The sequence below is a fragment of the Nonomuraea sp. NPDC049504 genome (assembly GCF_040676845.1).
Classification (GTDB): Bacteria; Actinomycetota; Actinomycetes; order Streptosporangiales; family Streptosporangiaceae; genus Nonomuraea; species Nonomuraea salmonea.
Window position 1 is genome coordinate 84,464 of the sequence record NZ_JBFAPT010000016.1, and the last position, 18,012, is coordinate 102,475.

Sequence of the window (18,012 nt, forward strand, 5' to 3'; positions counted from 1 at the left end):
CGTCGGGCCTGCCAATTAGCTTTGCTGTCAAAGGTACTTTGTTCTCAAAAACGATTGTAATGGGGGGCGTCATGCCGCACCTGACCGTCCATGCCCTCGAAAGCGATCTCGCCGGCCGCGAGAGCGAGCTGATCGCGGCACTCACCGACGCCGTCGTCGCCGTCTACGGGGAGTGGGCGCGGGAGATCGCGGAGATCCGCCTCGTCGGCGTCCCGGCGGGTCGCTGGGGCATCGGCGGCAAGCAGGCCGAGGATCCGGCGCCGAGCGTGACGTTCGGCGTCAAGGACATCGCCTTCACCCGTCCCGACAGCGACCGGATCGTGGCCCGCCTGATCTCCGGCGTGACGGACGCGATCGCCGGCGTCGTCGGCGAGCGCGTCCGCCCGAGGGTGGCCGTTGACCTGGTGAGCATGCCCACCGGACGCAGCGGCGTCGGCGGCGTCGTGATCACGTCCTAGACACCTGGTCAGACGCCGTCCGGGACCTCGTTGCCGGCCGCGCGGATGGCCTTGGGCAGATTCGTGAGGGCGAGCAGCACGAAGCCGATCACGAAGAAGACGATCATCGACATGATCGCGATCCGGTAGCTGTTGGTGAGCTGCAGCGCGATGGTGACCGTCAGCGCGCCGATGAACGCCGACCCCTTGTCGCTGATCTGCAGCAGGCTGAAGTACTCGGCCTCCCGACCCTTCGGGATCACCAGCGAGAACAGCGAGCGCGACAGCGCCTGCGTGCCGCCCAGCACGATCGCGATCGCGAACGCCATCAGGTAGAACTGCAGCGCCTGCCCCTCGGCCACGAACATGGCCATCGACACGATCGCCGTCCACAGCACCAGGCTCGCCAGCACCGTCCGCTTGGTGCCGTAGCTGCGCGCCAGCCGGCCCAGCAGCAGCGCCCCGAAGAACGCCACGAACTGCACCATCAGGATCGCGGTGATCTGCACGGTCTGCGGCAGCTTCAGCGCCTCTGAGGCGAACGCCGCGCTGTTGCCGATGACCGTCTGCACGCCGTCGTTGTAGACCAGGTACGCCACCAGGAACAGCAGCGTCAGCGGATACTGCCGAAGGCCGGAAAGGGTCCGGCCGAGCTGGCGGAAGCTGCCGCCGACCGAACGCAGCGCGGTCGTCTCGTGCCTGGGCACCGGCCGGTTGCGCAGCCGCAGCAGCGGGATGATCGTGAACGTCGCCCACCACAGGCCCGCCGACATCATGCAGATCCGCACCGCCATGCCCTCGGTCAGGCCGAGACTCTCGTGCTGGAGGTAGAGGACCAGGTTGAGCGCCAGCAGCAGGCCGCCGCCGAGATAGCCGATGGCCCAGCCGCGCGAGGAGACCGCGTCGCGTTCCTCGGCGGTGGAGATCTGCGGCAGGAACGAGTCGTACACCACGATCGAGGAGCCGTAGGCCAGGTTGGCCGCGATGAACAGCACGCCGCCCAGCATGTAGCGGTCGCCCTCGACGAAGAACAGCCCCATCGCGGCCAGCGCGCCCGCGTAGGCGAACAGGCCGAGCATCTCGCGCTTGCGCCCGGTGTGGTCGGCCAGCGCCCCCACGATGGGCAGGAACACGATCTGCAGCAGCACCGCGACCGTGGTGATCAGGCCGAAGAACGCGGCGGGCCTGATGTCGGCGCCGAGCACGTCCACGTAGCCGAGCCCCGGGTTGGCGGCGGCCAGCTCGTCGAACGTCGACACGCACGTGCCGGAGGCGATCGACGGGAAGTCCTTGGCGCAGGCGGCGGTCTTGGCGACCGGGATCAGGTAGGGGCCGAGGAAGACCGAGATGACCGTGGTGTAGAAGGCGGAGTTGGCCCAGTCGTAGAAGTACCAGCCGCGTTGCTCGCGCCGGCGCGCTGCGGGGGAGTCGTCGAGGGCCGCGGGGGGTGCGGATGCGGGCATGGTGTCGGGTAGCTCCTCTGCGGGGGACCGGGCGTGTCGGGGGATGTCGTGCCGGTAAGGAACCTCAGGCGGCCAGGCCGGAGTGCCAGAGCCCGCGGCGGTCGAGCACGTCGCGCAGGCCCGTGACGTTGTCGGTCATGATGCCGTCGACGCCGAGGTCGAGCAGCTGCTCCATGCGGGCGGTGTCGTTGATCGTCCACACGTGCACCTGCATGCCGAGGGCGTGGGCCGTACGGACCAGGCGGCGGGTGGTGACCCGCAGCCCGCGGAAGCCCACCGGCACCTGCGCGCAGGGGACCCCGGCGCGCGACAGGCGGGCCAGCATGCGGCCGTAGCCCGAGGTGGTGGCGGCGGCGCGCAGCGCGGCGACGCCGCGCGGGCCGAGCGCCGAGCACACCTCCCTGCGCAGCGCCCGCCTGGCCGCCAGCAGCCGCTCGTCGTTGAACGAGGTGAGGCAGACGCGGTCGTAGGCGTTGGTGCGCCTGACCGCCTCGGCCAGCGGGCCGATGGCCGCCCACTCCTTGACGTCGATGTTGAAGCGGTGCTCGGGCCAGGTGCCGAGCAGATCCTCCAGGAGCGGGATCTCGTGCACGCCGTTGATGCGGGCCCGCTTGACCGCCCGGTAGGGCAGCTCGGAGATGCGGCCGCGCTGGTCGGTCACCCGGTCGAGGGTGTGGTCGTGGAAGGCCAGCAGCACGCCGTCGGACGTGGCGTGCGCGTCCGTCTCGAGGTAGGTGTAGCCGAGCCCGATCGCGCGCTCGAAGGCCGCGACGGAGTTCTCGGCGCCCTCCGCCGCGCCTCCGCGGTGGGCGAAGGCCAGCGGGCCCGGGTGGTCGAGGAAGGCGAATCGGCGGCTCAGCACGTGCAGAAGTATGCCCTTCCGTGGTGAACGGTTCGGTTACGAATCGGGGAGATTCTGCCACTCCTGCCGACGGGCCTCGGCGAGCGCGATGGCCGCCGCCACCGCCACGTTGAACGAGCCCACCCGGCCGACCTGCGGGATGTAGCAGGCCCCGTCGACCGCGTCGAGCAGGGCGGGGGAACAGCCGTGGTCCTCGCTGCCGACCACCAGGCACACGTCGCGGGCCAGGTCGGCGCGGTGCAGCGGCACCGACTCGGCGGTCAGCTCGATGGCCAGCACGGTGTAGCCCTCGTCCCTGGCCGCCTTGACCGCCTCGGTGGCCGGGATCGCCTCATGCCAGGTGACCAGGCGCTCGGTGCCGAGCGCGGTCTTGCCCGCCTTGGGGTTGGTGGGCGGGGTGGCGTTGCCGGCCAGCCAGATCTCCTCCACGCCGAACGCGGCGGCGCTGCGGAAGATCGAGCCGACGTTGAACGGCCCGGTGACCGACTCGATGATGAGGCCGAGCCGGTTGCCGGTGTTTCTGCGCCAGGTGCGGTTGAGCCGCTTGACGTCGGTGGGGCGCAGCTGTCTTCTCAACGGGTCACCTTCAGGATGCGGTAGGCGGCCCTGCTGGCCTCGCGTGAGGTCTGCCAGCCCTGCTCGCCGAGCCAGCGCTGCAGGGAGTCGGAGCCGAGGTGTTTCTGGACGACCAGGTAGGCCTCGCCGTCGGGCGTCAGCCGGGTCAGCCACCTGGTGAGCATGTCGTGCAGCGCCTGCTTGCCGATGCGGATCGCAGGGTTGGACCAGATGGCCCGGAACGTCACGCCGCCGGGCACGTCGTCGATGTGCGCGGTGCGGACGTTGCCGAGCTTCGCGGCCTCGGCGTTGCGCCCGGTCAGCTCGAGGCTGCGGCGGTTGACGTCGATCGCCCACACGGTGGCGCCCGGCGCCCGCGCCGCCATGGTCAGCGCGACGGGCCCGTAGCCGCAGCCCAGGTCGAGCAGGTCGCCCTCCTGAGGCGGCGGCGGGACGCTCTCCAGCAGCACCCGCGTGCCGACGTCGACCCGCTCGGGGGAGAACACGCCGCGGTCGGTCTCCAGCCGCAGATGCAGGTCGGGCAGGACGAGATCGACCGACCCCGGCCTGCTCGCGGTCTTCGGCTGCTCGGAGAAGTAGTGGGCCACGTCGGAAAACGTTACGGGATCCGCGAACCGAACAGCACCGCGGCGCCCGCCACCAGCAGCCCGGCCACGATCGCGGCCACGATGAACCACTGCGTGACCTCCTGGTTGACCAGCTTGTAGCCGAGCGAGGTGCCGATCTGCTCGTAGACCTCGCGCAGCTCGCTGCCGGACTCGGCGGTGTAGGCCCGTCCGCTGGTGCCGTCGGCGAGGGCCTGCAGCGTCTGCTTGTTGACCGGCACGTTCACCGGGCGGCCGTCGATGCTGACCGTGCCCTCCTGGGTGCCGTACGCGATCGTGGAGACCGGTACGCGGGCCTGCTGCGCCGCCTCGATGGCCTCGTTGACCGACCGGCCCGAGGTGTTGTCGCCGTCCGACAGCAGCACGATCGCGGCCGGCGGCGGGTCGGTCGCGGCCTGCTGGTCGAAGGAGCGCACCGACTCCAGCGAGTTGAAGACCGCCTCGCCGATGGCGGTGCCCGGCCGGGTGGTGAGGTTGCCGAGCGCGGTGACCACGGCCTGGTGGTCGGTGGTGGGGGAGACGATCACGTTGGCCGAGCGGGCGAAGGAGACGACGCCCACGTTGAAGCGGTCGGGCAGCTCCTGGGCGAACGCCTGCGCGGCGGCCTTGGCGGCGCTGATGCGGTCGGGCTGCACGTCGTCGGCGTCCATGGACAGCGAGATGTCCAGGGCGATCATGATGGTCGCGCGGTCGCGGGGGACGCGTACCTGGTCGGCGGGCTTGGCGGCGCCGACGACCAGCAGCGACATCATGACGAGGAACAGCGCGGGCGCGACGTGCCGGCGCCAGCCGGGACCGGCGGGGGCGACCAGGTTGAGCAGGGCCAGGTTGGTGAAGCGCACCGTGTAGCGGCGGCGGGCGAACATGGCCGCCACGTAGCCCGCCACGAGCAGCAGCACGAGCACGAACAACCACAGCCAGGCGGGGGCGAGAAAGGTCATGCGGACGGCCTCCTGTGGGCGAGGTGGCTCATGCGGCGCTGGCGCAGCACGAACTGCGCGACGTCGAACACCCAGTCGCGGTCGGTGCGCAGCACGAGGTGGGCGACACCGGCGCGGCGCAGAGCCAGGCGGGTGCTCTCGCGCTGCAGGGCCGCGGCCTCCGCGTACGCCTGCCGGATTTTCGGCGAAAGGTGCACTTCGCGTACGTTCCCGGTCTCGGGGTCGGCGAACGCGACCCGGCCCACGTCGGGCAGCTCCAGCTCGCGGGGGTCGATGACCTCGACGGCCAGCACCTGGTGGCGGGCCGCGAGGCGGCGGATCGGCCGCTCCCAGGGGCGCTCGGCGTCGGGGTCGAGGTCGGGGTGCGCGTCGAGGAAGTCGGAGACGATCAGCCGCAGGCCGCGGCGCCGCCGGGTGGCGTTGAGTATGTCGATGCCTTCGGCGAGGTCGGGCGGGTCGTCCACGATGCTGCCGCGCGGCGCGTCCATGAGGGAGTGCAGCAGGCCGTAGAGGGCGGGGCGGCCGGTGCGGGCGGGCATGCGGTGCACGTACTCGTCGTGGATCACCAGCGCCCCGAACCGGTCGCCCATGCGGCTGGACAGGAACCCGATCGCGCCGATCGCCGCCACCACCAGGTCGCGCTTGTCGCTGTCGGCGGTGCCGAAGTCCATGCTGGGCGACAGGTCGGCCAGCGCCCACGTCTCCAGCTCGCGGTCCGCGATCAGGTCGCGGACGTGGGGGATGGTCGTGCGGGCGGTGACCGCCCAGTCCATGCGGCGCACGTCGTCCTCACCGGCCACGTAGACGCGGCTGTCGCCGGCCTCGCTGCCGGTGCCCGGCAGCAGGCCCTGGTGGGCGCCGTGCAGCAGGCCGTCGAGCCGGCGGGTGACGGTCAGCTCGAGTCGCCGCAGCGCCTGTTCTGCTGTGTTGCTCAACGGTTCTGGTTCCAGACGACGAGGGGCGGGGGTACGGCGTGCAGGATCTGCTTGACCACCTGCTCGGGATCGACCCCGTCGGCCAGGGCGTCGAAGGTGAGCATCAGCCGGTGGGCCATGACGTCCACCGCGACGTCGCGTACGTCGTCGGGCAGCAGGTAGTCGCGCCCGCGCAGCAGCGCCAGCGCCCGCCCCGCCGACACCAGGCCGAGCGTCGCCCGGGGGCTGACCCCGACCTCGATCGTGTCGGTGAGGTCGGCCAGGCCGTACTCGGCCGGGTTGCGGGTGGACATGACGAGGCGCACGACGTAGTCGGCGACGAGCTGGTGCACCGAGACCTGCTCGGCGGCGTTCTGCAGGGCCAGCAGCTTGGGCGGGTCGAGCACGCGGTCGGGGACGGGCGGGGTGACGCTCATGCGGTGCAGGATCTCCAGCTCCTCGTGGGCGCTGGGATGGGGGACGCGCACCCGGAACAGGAACCGGTCGCGCTGCACCTCGGGCAGCGGGTATACGCCCTCGGACTCGATCGGGTTCTGGGTGGCCAGCACGATGAACGGCCTGGGCAGCGGATGGGTGACGCCGGCCAGCGTCACCTGACGCTCGGCCATGACCTCCAGCAGCGCGGACTGGACCTTGGCGGGGGCGCGGTTGATCTCGTCGGCCAGCAGGAAGTTCACGAAGACGGGGCCGAGCTCGACATCGAACTTCTCATTGGACGGGTGGTAGACGCGGGTGCCGACGATGTCGCTCGGCACGAGGTCGGGGGTGAACTGGATACGGGCGAACGTGCCGCCCACGACGGTGGCCAGGGTGGAGGCGGCGAGGGTCTTGGCGACCCCAGGAACTCCTTCGAGCAGGCAGTGCCCGCGCGCCAGCAGGGCCACGACGAGGCGTTCGACCATGTGGTCCTGGCCGACGATGACACGCCGGACCTCGTCGAGACTCTGACGCAGCAGTGCCGCGTCGTTTCCGCCTGGCAACTCTTCGGCGACGCTCATGACGCCCATTCCACCAAACGCGCCGCAAACTCGCACGACGCCACGTCTGTGCTTACATGGCAAACGTGGCAAGTCCCCTGCAGTACGGCGATCCTCCCCGGCTGGGGCCCTACGTGGTGCAGGCGCGCCTGCACAGCGCGCCCGCCGGATTCGTGTACCTCGGCCAGGGCCCCGACGGGCGGGCCGTGTCGCTCGCGGTGCTCACCCGCGGCGCCGCCTACGACGCCGCGGCCCGCGACCGGTTCGTCACCGCCATCAGAGACGCTGGCGGGCGGGAGCGCTCGGGGGTGCGCGGCTGGCTCAACCGTCCCGCCCGGCCGCGCGGCGGTGGCGCGGTGCTGGAGGGCGCGCCCGAGGTGCTGGCGTACGACGGGGGGCGGGCGCCGTGGGTGGCGGTGCCGTACGCGCCTGGGCGGCCGGGCGCCGAGCGGTTCCTGGAGCCGGTCATGGTGGGCGGGACGCTCATCGGGCAGGCCCATGGGCCGGACTTCGTGCCGTACTGGCTGACCGACCGCGCCCCCGCCCTGCCGGGGCCGCCGCGCCCGCGCCGGCCACTGACCGAGACGCGCAAGCGGGTGCTGATCGCCGCGCTCGCCATGGTGCTGCTGTTGCTGCTGGTGGTGACGATCCTGCTGTTGCTGCTGCTCGGGCGGCAGGACAGCGAGCCGCAGCCCCGGCAGCTCCCGCCGACGGTGTTCGTGCCGACGCCGCCGCCGACGCCCGAGACGCCGGAGCCGCGGCCGTCTCCCTCGCAGTCGCCGTCGCCCACGGAGAGCGGGCGGAGCACGCCGGGACGCTCGCCGGGCGAGGACCCCGGCGACGAGTCGCCGCTGTAATTCGGTTGATCCTCACGTAACGTGAGGGTTTAGCGTCCAGGGTCATGGAATTCATCGTTCACGACACCCTGACCCCGATGGCGTCCCTGCTGGAGCGGCCGCTCTCGCACCGGCCTGACGCGCTGCGGGAACTGCTGGAGCCGATGCGCTCGTCCATCCCGATGCCGGGCGACATCGTCGACATCCACCACCAGGGCGGCGGTTTCCGGGCCGACAGGGATGACCCGCGCTACCTGCCCGCCGTCCGACGCATGATCGAGGAGGACGTGCTCGGCCAGGTGCGGCACGAGCTGGAGCGGGCCTCGCGGGCGCTCGGCGGCGCCGAGCAGGCCGACTCGCTGGAGGTCTTCCTCGTCATGGGCGACCCCGACAACGAGCACCTGATGACGACCGCAGGGGGCTATTACGGCATGGGAGCCGGCACCGGGTACATCTACCTGCTGGCGTGGCCGGCGGACGAGGTGATCGGGCGGATCCCGCACCTGGCCGTGCACGAGTTCCACCACCACGTGCGCTACACCAACGTGGAGTGGAACCCGGCCACCGTGACCGTGGGCGAGCACGTGGTCGGCGAAGGGCTGGCCGAGGCGTTCGTCCGCGAGCAGGCGGGGCCCGAGGCGATGGGGCCGTGGTCGTCCATGGTGGCGGGGGAGGCCTTCGAGCGCGCCCTGGAGCTGATCATGACCGACTTCGGCCTGCAGGGAATGCAGAACACTCCGGCGTACGTGCTGGGCGACGGCACGGCGCGGAGGTTCGGCCAGGAGCCGCGCGGCATCCCGGACATGGCCGGGTACGCGGTGGGCCTCCACCTGGTCGACCGCGCCCTGGCCGGCACGGGGCTCACCGCGGCCGAGGCCACCGTCGTCCCGGCGGCCGAGCTGCTGCGCCGCGGTGGCGTCCGTCCGTGACGTCAGCCGGGGGAGACGAACCCGGACTCGTACGCGGCGATCACCGCCTGGGTGCGGTCACGCGCGCCCAGCTTGGCCAGGACGTTGCCCACGTGCGTCTTGACCGTCTCCTGGCTGACGACCAGCTCGCCGGCGATCTCCTGGTTGGACAGGCCCCTGGTCATCAGCCGCAGCACCTCGCCCTCGCGCTCGGTCAGCCGGTCGATGCCGGGCACCCGGTCCGGCGACCCCGCCGGTGACCGGCGGCCGGCCAGGGCGCGGATCGCGGCCGGGAACAGCAGCGAGTCGCCGGCCGCGACCATGCGCACGGCCTGGACGAGGTCGTCCGGTCTGGTGCGCTTGAGCAGGAAGCCACTGGCCCCCGCCCGGAGCGCGTCGTAGACGTGGTCGTCGTTCTCGAACGTCGTCACCACCAGCACCTTGGGCGGATCATCCAGGGCCAGCAGCCGCTCGGTGGCCCTGATGCCGTCCACGGCGGGCATGCGGACGTCCATCAGCACCACGTCTGGCCGCTCCCGGCGCACGATGGGCAGCACCTCGGCGCCGTCGGCGGCCTCACCCACGACGGTGAGATCCGGCTCGGCGTCGAGGATGATGCGCAGGCCGGCACGGATGAGATCCTCGTCGTCGGCGATCACGACTCGCAGCGTCATGAACCCGACCGTAGCGGCAGCCGAGCCGTCACCCGCCACCCACCCGCGGCAGGCCCGGCCTCCAGCTCACCCCGCAGCAACCTGACCCGCTCCCGCATCCCCGCCAGCCCGCGCCCCCCGCTCCAGCCACCGCTCCACCCGCCGCCACCGCGTTGGGCGTTGACGACCTCCAGGTGCAGGTCGTCGCCGTGGACGGCGGCGGTCAGGCGGACGGGGCCGTGGCCGTGCTTGATGGCGTTCGTGAGCGCCTCCTGCACGATCCGGTACGCCTCCCGTGACACCACGGCAGGCACCCCGGACAGATCGCCCACCTGCCGCTGCACGGAGGCGCCCGAGGTGGCGATGAGCTCGCCGAGGTCGGCCAGCGTGGCCTGCGGCGTGGTCCGGCGTTCGTCATCCTCGGCGTCCCTGCCAGGGGAGGCGTCGTCTCTCAGGAGGCCGAGGACGTGGTCGAGGTCGTCGAGGGCGGCGCGGGCCGACTGTTCGACGGCGGCCAACGCGGTGCGTGCCGTGGCCCGGGCGTCGTCGGAGTCGCGGTCGAGGACGCGTCCTGCCGCCGCGGCCTGCAAGGTGACGACGCTGAGCGCGTGGCCGACGGAGTCGTGCAGTTCGCGGGCCAGGCGGTTGCGTTCGGCCAGGGCGCGGGCGTGCTCCTCGGCGGCGGCCAGCCGCTCCGAGGGGGTGGGGCCGAGCAGGACGGGAGCCAGCCTGGCCAGCAGCTCGCCGGCTCCGGCCGCCAGGGCGATCAGAGCGATCAGCAGCGCGACCCCGCCGAGCGCCCACAGCACCGCGTTCCAGCCCGGCGTGATCTCCATCCCGCCCAGGTCCGGGGGCGGCCCGGTGAAGAGCACCACGAGCGTGAAGGCCGTGAACGGCAGGATCGCCAGCGTGCAGCCGCTGAGCACGCCGCCGACGCCCAGGTGGAGGGTGAACCAGGCGGCCGTGCGCCGCCGCTCCTGCCAGGTTCTGCCGGTCTGCCGTGGCGGGGTGCGCACGCGTGCCCCCAGCAGGCCCTGCGCCGCGCTCACCTCCAGCCCGCGCACCGGCAGGAACAGCCCGGTGACGGCCACGACGGGCAGCATCGCGGCGAAGACGCCGATCTGCGCAGGCAGCAGCAGGTTGCCTGGCTCGCCGCTCACCAGGCCCGCGACCAGCACGCCGACCATCATGTACGGCATCAGCAGGGCTCCGCCCAGGATGAGGCACGTCCACCGGCGGAACAGGTTCCCTGTCACATCCGAGAGTGTATGTCGAGGAAAAGCCGTCTCTTTCGGCGGTTTCCCGCCGCTTCGAGGTCGCTCACGCGGCGCCTCCGGCGGGGCGGGCGCGCAGGCGGGCGGTGGCCGTCCCGGCGTTGCACCGCAAAGGAGCTGCATATCCCGATAGCCGGTAAGTTCGGACAGATTGCGAAGTTCACGGACGGAGACCCCCCTCACCATGACCGACCAGCAGCCCTGGCAGTGGGACGAGCGGACCTGGCGCGGGCACGTCGACCGGGTGCGCGCCGGCCGCAGCCTGCGTCCCGCGTCGTGGCCGGGCGGCGCCCGCGTCGCCGTCGCGCTGTCGTTCGACTCCGACCACGAGACGATCCCGCTCAAGGACGGCGAGACCCGGCCGGGCCGGCTGTCCCAGGGCGAGTACGGCTCCCGCGTCGGCGCCCCGCGCATGCTGCGCCTGCTGGAGCGGTACGGGGTGCCCGCGTCGTTCTTCATGCCCGCCGTGTCGGCGCTGCTGCACCCCGGCGAGGTACGCGACTACGTGGCGGCCGGCCACGAGGTCGCCATGCACGGCTGGATCCATGAGCGCAACATGCGGCTCGCCCCGGCCGAGGAGCGCGAGCTGGCGCTGCGCGCGGCCGACACGCTGGAGCGGCTGTCCGGCACGCGCCCGGTCGGCATCCGCACGCCGTCGTGGGACTTCTCCGACCACACCCTGGCCATCACCCGCGAGCTGGGCCTGCGCTACGACTCCTCGCTGATGGCCGACGACGAGCCGTACGAGCTGCTGGCCGACGGCGAGCCGACCGGCGTGGTGGAGATCCCGGTGGAGTGGATCAGGGACGACGCGCCGTACCTGACGATGGACCGTGACGGCGCGTCGCGGCCCTACACGCCGCCGCGGCAGGCGGCGGCGATCTGGCGCGACGAGTTCGACGAGGCGTACAGGGAGGGCGGGCTGTTCCAGCTCACCCTGCACCCGCACATCATCGGCCACCGCTCCCGCATGGCGGCGCTGCGTGAGCTGCTGCAGCACATCGACGCGCACGAGGGCGTCTGGTACGCCACCCACGCCGGAATCGCCGCGTACGTCTGGGAACACGCGTGACGGTCGCGGCCTCCGCGACCCGGCTGTCCCCTGCTCAGCGCAAGGCCATCGTGGCCGGCGCCGTCGGCCACACGGTCGAATGGGTGGACTGGGCGATCTACACCACGTTCGCGTCGGTGTTCTCCGGCCACTTCTTCCCGTCGGGCGACGAGGCGGCGAGCCTGCTGCCGGCGCTGGCGGTGTTCGCCGCGGGCTTCGTCATGCGGCCCATCGGCGGGGCGATCCTCGGCCCGTACGGCGACCGGCACGGCCGCAAGAAGGGCATGACGCTGACGATCTCGCTGATGGCGGCGGCCTCGTTCGTGATCGCGATCTGCCCCGGCTACGACACGATCGGCGTCCTCGCCCCCGTCGTGCTGGTGCTGGCCCGGCTGGTGCAGGGCTTCTCGGCGGGCGGCGAGTGGGGCACGTCGTCGGCGTTCCTGGTGGAGTCGGCGGCCCCCGGGCGGCGCGCGTTCGCCGGGTCGTGGCAGCAGGTGTCGGTCGGCGGCGGCGTGCTGATCGCGTCGGGGCTCGGCACGGTGCTCACCTCCGTCCTCGACGAGGCGGCGCTGTACGGCTGGGGCTGGCGGGTGGCGTTCGCGATCGGCGGCCTGCTCGGCCTGGCCGGGTTGTGGCTGCGGGTGTCGGTGCCGGAGACGGAGGCGTTCGAGCGGGCCGTGGCGTCGGGCCGGACGCGGACGAACCCGCTCAGGGCGATGCTCCGCGAGCATCCCCGGGCCGCGCTGCGGGTGGCCGGCGTGGCGATCGCCGGCACGCTGCTCTACTACGTGTGGGTCAGTTACATGCCGACCTACGCCCACATCGACACCGGCATCCCGCTGAGCAGGGCGCTGCTCGCCAACACGATCGCGGTGCTGGTGCTGCTCGTCCTGCTGCCGTTCGGCGGGCTGCTGTCGGACCTGGTGGGGCGCAGGCCGACGATGCTCGCGTTCGCGCTCGGGTTCCTGGTGCTGGCCTGGCCGGCCTTCCGCTTCCTTGACGGCGGCTTCGGCGCGCTGCTGGCCATCGAGCTCGCCGGCGTGGTGCTGCTGGTCGGCTACTCGGCGAACTGCGCGGCGGTCATGGCCGAGCAGTTCCCCGCCGAGGTGCGCACGACGGGCATCGGGCTGCCGTACGCGCTGTCCGTGGGCGTCTTCGGCGGCACCGCCCCGTACGTCACCACCTGGCTCAGCGCCAACGGCCACCGCGACCTGGTGTGGATCTACGTGGCCGGTGCGGCGCTGATCGGCGTGATCGTCTACGCCACCATGCCCGAGACGAAGGACAAGGAGCTGACCTGACCCGGCCCCCGCGTGACCGGCCGGCCTGCGGGGGCCGGGCGCCGGTCAGCGGTTGGCGGCGAGGCTGTGGACCGGGTGCTCGCCCTCGGTCTGCAGCCGGTACTCGCGGCCGTTCTTGGCGCGGTTGTCGTCGATGACCCGCTCCGAGGGGGCCTTCTCGCCGCCCATGATCGCTTCCTGCATCTTCTCGAAGCGCTCGTGGGCCTCCTGGACGTAGCCGGTGCCCAGGGTGGTGTAGTCGATCTGGGTCGCGATCAGCTCGCGCAGGTACGCCTTGTTCGGCTCGAACGTCACCGGGGCCGGCAGTTCGGGCGCGAGGACCTGCTCGGGGTCGCGGCCGTCGTGCTTCTTGAACAGCTCGGCGGCCAGTCGCAGGTGCTCCAGCTCCATGTTGAGGTGGAGCTCCCAGATGTTCTTCACCTTGGGGTCGGACTCGGTCTCCATGAACGAGTGGTACAGGTAGCACTCGTTGTACTCGTGGTTGAGCAGCATCTCCCACCAGCTCTCGCCGGGGTCGACGAGCGACTCGTAGTGGGTGACGTGCTCTTCCTCGATGAGGCCGATCTCCTGGTAGAGCTGGCGGGCGATCGGCTCCATGTAGGTCGGGCCGACGTTCATGTAGAAGTTCATCGTCTGCTGCTCGGCCGCCATGATGGTCAGCGCGTGCAGCTTCGAGATCGGGGGCGTCTTGGTCCGGTCGTACGGCTCGCGCACGTTGTCCACCGGATCACGGTGGTGCATGAACGTCGGCCGGCCCGGCATGACCTCGGTGAGCTGGTCGACGATCTTCTCGGCCTTGCGGTGCTCGATCATCTCGTACAGGTTCGAATACCGGTAGAGGTGGTCGAAGTCCTCCAGGACGCCGAACTGGTACGCCTGCTGCAGGTACGGGTCGGGCTCCATGCGGGCGACCCAGGCGGTGAGGTCCACCGCGACCTGCTCGTACGCGATCGTCGTCTCCAGCACCGAGGCGAGACCGGGCAGCAGCCAGTTGACCACCTTCTGCTGCTGCGCCTCGATGTAGCGCACCCGGGCCAGCTGCTGCTTGATCTCCACGTCCGGACAGTGCCGGGCCAGGTGGTGGCTGAACATGATCGCCTCGACCTCGATGCCGTTCATGGCGATGATGCGGCACCGCGTGTACGGGTCGGCGTGATCGGGATCGGTCGGCGTGACGTTCAGCTCCCGCCAGTTGCGCAGCTGCTTGTCCAAGGGGATGCCGCGCTCGCGCAGTGGGTTGAAAGTCATGTGCGTCCGCTCCTTCGCGGTCGGGAACATGCGATGTGCCCGCCTACCCGGGGCGTCCCGGTGCAATCTCGGCGCCCGTTACGCCGAAGCCCCGCGTTGGTTAATCCGTTCGCCTCTTGAGCGTGTCCGGCCGCGCCCGGGGTAGGCAGCCCCGTACTTCGAAGGAGGAGAGACATGACGAAGACGGCGCCGGAGAAGATGGCCGAGACGGACGTCATCGAGTTGCTGGTCGCTCAGCACGGGATGATCAGGAACCTGTTCGACGAGGTCGAGCAGGCCCCCGCCGACCAGCGCGGAGAGGCGTTCACCCGGCTGGTGCGCATGCTCGCCGTGCACGAGACCGCCGAGGAGGAGATCGTGCACCCGTACGCGCGGGGCAAGATCGACGGCGGCGAGGGCGTGGTGGAGGACCGGCTGGCCGAGGAGAACCAGGCCAAGGAGATGCTGTCCGCCATGGACCAGGCCGGCCCCGACGCACCCGACTTCATGGAGAACCTGCTGATGCTGCGCGGCGCCGTCGAGGCGCACGCCCGCGCCGAGGAGCGCTACGAGTTCAACAAGCTCATCGCCCACACCACCGAGGCCGAGCGGCGCAGCATGGCCGCCGGCGTCAAGGCCGCCGAGGCCATGGCGCCCACCCACCCGCATCCCGGCACCGAGTCGGCCACCAAGAACGTGCTCATGGGCACGCCGATCGCGATGATGGACCGCGTCCGCGACGTCGTCCGCCAGGCCATGGGCAAGAACCCCTGATCATGGCGGCCCCCAAGGGAATCGGCCTGCCCGGCACGATCCTGGGGATCGGGCTGGGCGGCTTCGTCGACGGCATCCTGCTGCATCAGCTGCTGCAGTGGCACCACATGCTGAGCAGCACCGACACCGACCGCATCGGGGTGCGTCATTACCCGGTCGACACCGTGCCTGGGCTGCGGATGAACACGGTGTGGGACGGCCTGTTCCACACCGTGACCTGGCTGGCCGTGCTCGTCGGGATCGGCCTGCTCTACTCCCGTGTGACCGCCTCGCGCGGGCGGGTGTGGCGCTCGCGGGCGCTGTGGGGCTGGATCCTGTCGGGGTGGGGGCTGTTCAACCTGGTCGAAGGCGTGATCGACCATCACCTGCTGGGCATCCACCACGTCCGTACGGGGCCGTACCAGCTGGCGTGGGACCTCGGGTTCCTGGCGCTCGGAGTGATCCTGGTGGCCGGGGGGTGGGCGCTGCGGCGCGGCGCCGACACGCTCGACCTCTGCCAGGCCCCGCGGTGAGCCACCACCACCACGTCGACGGCACGGTGCTGCTGCTCCTGCTCCCGGCGGCCGCCTATCTGGCTCTGGCGGGCCGCGGGAAGTGGAGCCCGTGGCGTTCCGCTGCCTTCCTGGCCGGTCTCGCTCTCGTCGCCGCGGCCCTGGCCGGGCCCGTCGCCGAGCTGGCCGCGCACGACTTCCGCGGCCACATGCTGCAGCACCTGCTCATCGGCATGCTGGCGCCGCTCGGCCTGGTGCTGGGCGCGCCGGTGACGCTGCTGCTGCGTACGCTGCCGGCCGCCCGCGCCCGCCGGCTCACGGCGCTGCTGCGCTCGGTGCGCCTCGTCGCCGATCCCGTCGTCGCGCTGCTGCTCAGCGTGGGCGGGATGGTGGTGCTGTACTGCACGCCGCTCTACCGGCAGACCCTCACGAACCCCTGGCTGCACGAGGCCGTCCACCTGCACTTCCTGCTGTCCGGCTGCCTGTTCGCGTGGGTGATCGCCGGTCCCGACCCGGCGCCGCGGCGGCCGTCCGTACCGGTGCGGCTGGTCGTGCTGGGCGTCGCGATCGCCGTGCACGCCGGGCTGTCCCAGCTCATGTACGCCGGCCTCGCCGTAGATCTGCCCGTACCGGCCGAGCAGCGGCGCGGCGCCGCCGAGATCATGTACTACGGCGGGGACCTGGCCGAGCTGCTGCTCGCCCTCGCCCTGGTGAGCTCATGGCGGCCGCGCCGCCGCCCCGCCGCGTCCCCTGTGCGGTCCGTGTCCGCCTGACTCCTCGCAGGCAGGCCCGCATCACAGGTTTGTTGCAGTATGCAAGGTTCGCTTGGTCTCCTCAGGCCGTCCGGCTGAAATGGTCGTCGAGATGCGGGGAGGTACACGGGGGCGTGTCCTGGGTGCCGCGGAATGGCCGCCGAGGAGATGAGGCGTGAGGGATGGGGCTTTCCCGGGAAGAGCGGCGGGCACTGGAGGACCTGGAGAAGCGGCTGGCGCTCGACGAGCCCGAGCTGGACGCGCTGCTCTCCGGCTCTTGTGGCTCTTCCCTGCGGCGCAGGTCGGCGGTGCACGTCTGGCTGATGCTGATGCTGCTCACCTGCGCGATCTTCATGATGGGGATCGTGCTGCTGCTGACGACGGGGGAGCGGGAATGCCCGGGGGTGCCGTTCAGCTCCTGTGAGGGGGCCGGCGCCCGGCAGGAGGGGTAGCGCGGTACAACTGTGGTCATGGGTGACATGTCCGCGATCAGCGGGAAATCTGCTGATGATGGGGACGATGATCTGTCGGCGGTCGTCACGGCCGTGCTGAGCGGGTCGCGGCTGCTCGTCGCCGTCGCCGCCCGGTCGCTCGGCGCGGTCGAGGACCGCATCACGCTGCCGCAGTTCCGGATGATGGTGGTGCTGGCCGGGCACGGCGAGACCAAACTCGTCACCATGGCCGACCTGCTCGGCGTCAACTCCTCCACCGCCATGCGCATGGCGGACCGTCTGATGGCCGCCGGGCTGGTGGTGCGCGAGGTCAACCCGCACAACCGGCGCGAGAGCCTGATGCGGCTGACCACCGAGGGGCGGCGCATCGTCGACCAGGTGATGGAGCGCCGCCGTACCGAGATCGGCGCCATCGTCGCCCGCATGTCGGCCGAGCAGCGCCGCGCGCTCATCTCCGCCATGAACGCCTTCAACGAGGCGGGCGGCGAGTCCGCGGAGACCGCGCCCCGGCCGCTGGGCTGGCAGGACGTCTGACCCCGCAGCCCCGGTCTGGTCAGGTCAGGTCAGGTCTGGTCTGGTCAGGTCAGGTCAGGTCAGGCGGCCGGGTCGGGGAAGCTCTCCGGGGTGGTCAGGCCCGTGCTCTCCAGCAGGCGCTGGTGGTTCAGCACGGCCGCGTTGCACTGCTCGGCGAAGCGGCGGACCAGCGTGTTCTGGGTGCTGCCGCGCACCTGGCCGATCAAGCCGAAGATCTGGCCGTGCGCCAGGCGCAGCCACTTGATGTACGTGGCGTCGTAGGCGGAGCCGTTGCTGCCGGAGATGTCGCTCATCCAGCTCTGCTGCTGCTCGGTGGGCTTCACCGGCAGCGTGATCTCCAGCTTCGAGGCCACCTCGCGCACCTGCCGGTCCAGGGTGTGGTGCTGGCTCGCGATCGTCTCGCTCACCTGCCTGACCTTGGCCGTGGTGGCGCGCTGCACGGCGTCCTGCGCCATCGGCATCTCCCAGAGGCTGGCCAGGCGTACCTTGCGGATGAGCTCCCTGTCGATCTTCGACACCGGCCCCCACTTCGTCTCCCAGACCCCCTCGTCCTCGTCCTCCGCGGGCGGGGCGGAGGACTCGGAGGGTTCCTCGTCGGGAAACGGCGACTCGCTCGCCACCTCGGCGAGCGCGGCCGTGTTGGCGCCGTCCGCGGCGGGCGTCGGTGTGTAGCCGGCGCACGCCGACACCGGCAGGAGCACGGTGGTCGCGCAGACGACGAGTACGCGTCGGGGTCCCATGATCATCGTCCCCTTCCCCGGCCTGAGACGGCCGTCATCATGAGGTACGCCGCCGGAGGCGAGGCCGTTCATGGCACTGTGCAAAAGTTGCAGGAGGGTATGAACGATCACCGGAGGAGACGCCATGGGCGCCGTCGACTCCGCGCATCACCGGCGTCGTCCCGGTCTGGGCGGGCTCGACCTGGTGCACGCCCGGTACGTCCAATCCCCGTTTGCCCGA

21 protein-coding genes are annotated in these 18,012 nt (G+C 71.4%); 10 read left to right on the forward strand and 11 right to left on the reverse strand.

Going from position 1 to position 18,012, the window contains the following annotated elements; all coding sequences use genetic code 11:
* The first annotated feature begins 71 nt into the window (after positions 1-71).
* Positions 72-458, forward strand: coding sequence for a hypothetical protein (locus AB0K28_RS28655; RefSeq protein ID WP_364376036.1), 387 nt, complete (start codon positions 72-74; stop codon positions 456-458).
* An 8-nt stretch (positions 459-466) separates the two neighbouring features.
* On the opposite strand, the gene AB0K28_RS28660 is transcribed toward AB0K28_RS28655, so the two are convergent.
* The 7 genes from AB0K28_RS28660 to AB0K28_RS28690 all read right to left on the reverse strand — a co-directional run bounded on the left by AB0K28_RS28660 (position 467) and on the right by AB0K28_RS28690 (position 6,817).
* Positions 467-1,900, reverse strand: coding sequence for an MFS transporter (locus AB0K28_RS28660; RefSeq protein ID WP_364376039.1), 1,434 nt, complete (start codon positions 1,898-1,900; stop codon positions 467-469).
* Positions 1,901-1,964: 64 nt separating this feature from the next.
* Positions 1,965-2,759: a glycerophosphodiester phosphodiesterase family protein gene (locus tag AB0K28_RS28665; protein WP_345409772.1), complete on the reverse strand. Its 795-nt coding sequence runs from the start codon at positions 2,757-2,759 to the stop codon at positions 1,965-1,967.
* A gap of 39 nt (positions 2,760-2,798) precedes the next feature.
* Positions 2,799-3,338 (reverse strand): TrmH family RNA methyltransferase, encoded by a 540-nt coding sequence (locus AB0K28_RS28670; RefSeq protein ID WP_345403695.1) that lies wholly within the window; start codon positions 3,336-3,338, stop codon positions 2,799-2,801.
* On the reverse strand, positions 3,335-3,925 hold the full coding sequence (locus tag AB0K28_RS28675) for a methyltransferase (protein ID WP_345403698.1): 591 nt from the start codon (positions 3,923-3,925) through the stop codon (positions 3,335-3,337). The genes AB0K28_RS28670 and AB0K28_RS28675 overlap by 4 nt, the downstream gene beginning before the upstream one ends.
* Positions 3,926-3,936: 11 nt before the next feature.
* A complete protein-coding gene (locus tag AB0K28_RS28680; protein ID WP_364376042.1) occupies positions 3,937-4,884 on the reverse strand; it encodes a VWA domain-containing protein in 948 nt (315 codons plus the stop codon).
* Positions 4,881-5,819 carry a DUF58 domain-containing protein gene (locus AB0K28_RS28685; protein WP_364376045.1) on the reverse strand — a complete coding sequence of 313 codons (939 nt, stop codon included), beginning with the start codon at positions 5,817-5,819 and terminating at the stop codon, positions 4,881-4,883. Before AB0K28_RS28685 ends, AB0K28_RS28680 begins: the two co-directional genes overlap by 4 nt.
* Positions 5,816-6,817 carry an AAA family ATPase gene (locus AB0K28_RS28690; protein ID WP_355422427.1) on the reverse strand — a complete coding sequence of 334 codons (1,002 nt, stop codon included), beginning with the start codon at positions 6,815-6,817 and terminating at the stop codon, positions 5,816-5,818. Before AB0K28_RS28690 ends, AB0K28_RS28685 begins: the two co-directional genes overlap by 4 nt.
* Positions 6,818-6,873: 56 nt before the next feature.
* On the opposite strand from AB0K28_RS28690, the gene AB0K28_RS28695 reads away from it, so the two are divergent.
* Positions 6,874-7,653 carry a hypothetical protein gene (locus AB0K28_RS28695; RefSeq protein WP_364376048.1) on the forward strand — a complete coding sequence of 260 codons (780 nt, stop codon included), beginning with the start codon at positions 6,874-6,876 and terminating at the stop codon, positions 7,651-7,653.
* Between the two features lie 44 nt (positions 7,654-7,697).
* Positions 7,698-8,561, forward strand: a complete 864-nt coding sequence (locus tag AB0K28_RS28700; RefSeq protein WP_364376051.1) for a DUF2268 domain-containing putative Zn-dependent protease — start codon at positions 7,698-7,700, stop codon at positions 8,559-8,561.
* 2 nt (positions 8,562-8,563) lie between these two features.
* On the opposite strand, the gene AB0K28_RS28705 is transcribed toward AB0K28_RS28700, so the two are convergent.
* Together AB0K28_RS28705 and AB0K28_RS28710 are read right to left on the reverse strand one after the other, a co-directional pair.
* Entirely contained in the window at positions 8,564-9,214 is a 651-nt protein-coding gene (locus tag AB0K28_RS28705; RefSeq protein ID WP_364376054.1) for a response regulator transcription factor, read from the reverse strand.
* On the reverse strand, positions 9,211-10,449 hold the full coding sequence (locus AB0K28_RS28710; protein ID WP_364376057.1) for a histidine kinase: 1,239 nt from the start codon (positions 10,447-10,449) through the stop codon (positions 9,211-9,213). The genes AB0K28_RS28705 and AB0K28_RS28710 overlap by 4 nt, the downstream gene beginning before the upstream one ends.
* A 202-nt stretch (positions 10,450-10,651) precedes the next feature.
* Between AB0K28_RS28710 and AB0K28_RS28715 the strand changes: the two genes are divergently transcribed.
* Together AB0K28_RS28715 and AB0K28_RS28720 are read left to right on the forward strand one after the other, a co-directional pair.
* Positions 10,652-11,539, forward strand: coding sequence for a polysaccharide deacetylase (locus tag AB0K28_RS28715; RefSeq protein ID WP_345403709.1), 888 nt, complete (start codon positions 10,652-10,654; stop codon positions 11,537-11,539).
* A complete protein-coding gene (locus AB0K28_RS28720) occupies positions 11,536-12,822 on the forward strand; it encodes an MFS transporter (RefSeq protein WP_364376060.1) in 1,287 nt (428 codons plus the stop codon). Before AB0K28_RS28715 ends, AB0K28_RS28720 begins: the two co-directional genes overlap by 4 nt.
* Positions 12,823-12,867: 45 nt before the next feature.
* Here AB0K28_RS28720 and AB0K28_RS28725 read toward each other — a convergent pair whose 3' ends face one another.
* Positions 12,868-14,070: a hypothetical protein gene (locus AB0K28_RS28725; RefSeq protein WP_364376063.1), complete on the reverse strand. Its 1,203-nt coding sequence runs from the start codon at positions 14,068-14,070 to the stop codon at positions 12,868-12,870.
* A gap of 174 nt (positions 14,071-14,244) precedes the next feature.
* Here AB0K28_RS28725 and AB0K28_RS28730 point away from each other — a divergent pair, with 174 nt between their 5' ends.
* The 5 genes from AB0K28_RS28730 to AB0K28_RS28750 all read left to right on the forward strand — a co-directional run bounded on the left by AB0K28_RS28730 (position 14,245) and on the right by AB0K28_RS28750 (position 17,052).
* Positions 14,245-14,823: a hemerythrin domain-containing protein gene (locus AB0K28_RS28730; RefSeq protein ID WP_364376066.1), complete on the forward strand. Its 579-nt coding sequence runs from the start codon at positions 14,245-14,247 to the stop codon at positions 14,821-14,823.
* A 2-nt stretch (positions 14,824-14,825) separates the two neighbouring features.
* A complete protein-coding gene (locus tag AB0K28_RS28735; RefSeq protein WP_364376069.1) occupies positions 14,826-15,335 on the forward strand; it encodes a DUF2243 domain-containing protein in 510 nt (169 codons plus the stop codon).
* Positions 15,332-16,087 carry a cytochrome c oxidase assembly protein gene (locus AB0K28_RS28740; RefSeq protein WP_345403716.1) on the forward strand — a complete coding sequence of 252 codons (756 nt, stop codon included), beginning with the start codon at positions 15,332-15,334 and terminating at the stop codon, positions 16,085-16,087. The genes AB0K28_RS28735 and AB0K28_RS28740 overlap by 4 nt, the downstream gene beginning before the upstream one ends.
* 161 nt (positions 16,088-16,248) lie before the next feature.
* Positions 16,249-16,518, forward strand: coding sequence for a DUF3040 domain-containing protein (locus AB0K28_RS28745; protein WP_345403719.1), 270 nt, complete (start codon positions 16,249-16,251; stop codon positions 16,516-16,518).
* A gap of 18 nt (positions 16,519-16,536) precedes the next feature.
* Complete coding sequence (locus tag AB0K28_RS28750; protein WP_364376074.1) at positions 16,537-17,052, forward strand: MarR family transcriptional regulator; 516 nt, start codon at positions 16,537-16,539, stop codon at positions 17,050-17,052.
* Positions 17,053-17,111: 59 nt separating this feature from the next.
* On the opposite strand, the gene AB0K28_RS28755 is transcribed toward AB0K28_RS28750, so the two are convergent.
* Positions 17,112-17,792 carry a DUF4142 domain-containing protein gene (locus tag AB0K28_RS28755; protein WP_364376077.1) on the reverse strand — a complete coding sequence of 227 codons (681 nt, stop codon included), beginning with the start codon at positions 17,790-17,792 and terminating at the stop codon, positions 17,112-17,114.
* Between the last annotated feature and the right edge of the window lie 220 nt (positions 17,793-18,012).

What these genes read in the sequence shown, in the direction of transcription:
- AB0K28_RS28715 (WP_345403709.1), top strand. Translation starts at nt 10,652, where the DNA reads ATGACCGACCAGCAGCCCTGGCAGTGGGACGAGCGGACCTGGCGCGGG.
- AB0K28_RS28700 (WP_364376051.1), top strand. Translation starts at nt 7,698, where the DNA reads ATGGAATTCATCGTTCACGACACCCTGACCCCGATGGCGTCCCTGCTG.
- AB0K28_RS28750 (WP_364376074.1), top strand. Translation starts at nt 16,537, where the DNA reads ATGGGTGACATGTCCGCGATCAGCGGGAAATCTGCTGATGATGGGGAC.
- AB0K28_RS28695 (WP_364376048.1), top strand. Translation starts at nt 6,874, where the DNA reads ATGGCAAACGTGGCAAGTCCCCTGCAGTACGGCGATCCTCCCCGGCTG.
- AB0K28_RS28690 (WP_355422427.1), bottom strand. Translation starts at nt 6,817, where the DNA reads ATGAGCGTCGCCGAAGAGTTGCCAGGCGGAAACGACGCGGCACTGCTG.
- AB0K28_RS28755 (WP_364376077.1), bottom strand. Translation starts at nt 17,792, where the DNA reads ATGGGACCCCGACGCGTACTCGTCGTCTGCGCGACCACCGTGCTCCTG.
- AB0K28_RS28735 (WP_364376069.1), top strand. Translation starts at nt 14,826, where the DNA reads ATGGCGGCCCCCAAGGGAATCGGCCTGCCCGGCACGATCCTGGGGATC.
- AB0K28_RS28655 (WP_364376036.1), top strand. Translation starts at nt 72, where the DNA reads ATGCCGCACCTGACCGTCCATGCCCTCGAAAGCGATCTCGCCGGCCGC.
- AB0K28_RS28725 (WP_364376063.1), bottom strand. Translation starts at nt 14,070, where the DNA reads ATGACTTTCAACCCACTGCGCGAGCGCGGCATCCCCTTGGACAAGCAG.
- AB0K28_RS28680 (WP_364376042.1), bottom strand. Translation starts at nt 4,884, where the DNA reads ATGACCTTTCTCGCCCCCGCCTGGCTGTGGTTGTTCGTGCTCGTGCTG.
- AB0K28_RS28705 (WP_364376054.1), bottom strand. Translation starts at nt 9,214, where the DNA reads ATGACGCTGCGAGTCGTGATCGCCGACGACGAGGATCTCATCCGTGCC.
- AB0K28_RS28745 (WP_345403719.1), top strand. Translation starts at nt 16,249, where the DNA reads ATGGGGCTTTCCCGGGAAGAGCGGCGGGCACTGGAGGACCTGGAGAAG.
- AB0K28_RS28730 (WP_364376066.1), top strand. Translation starts at nt 14,245, where the DNA reads ATGACGAAGACGGCGCCGGAGAAGATGGCCGAGACGGACGTCATCGAG.
- AB0K28_RS28660 (WP_364376039.1), bottom strand. Translation starts at nt 1,900, where the DNA reads ATGCCCGCATCCGCACCCCCCGCGGCCCTCGACGACTCCCCCGCAGCG.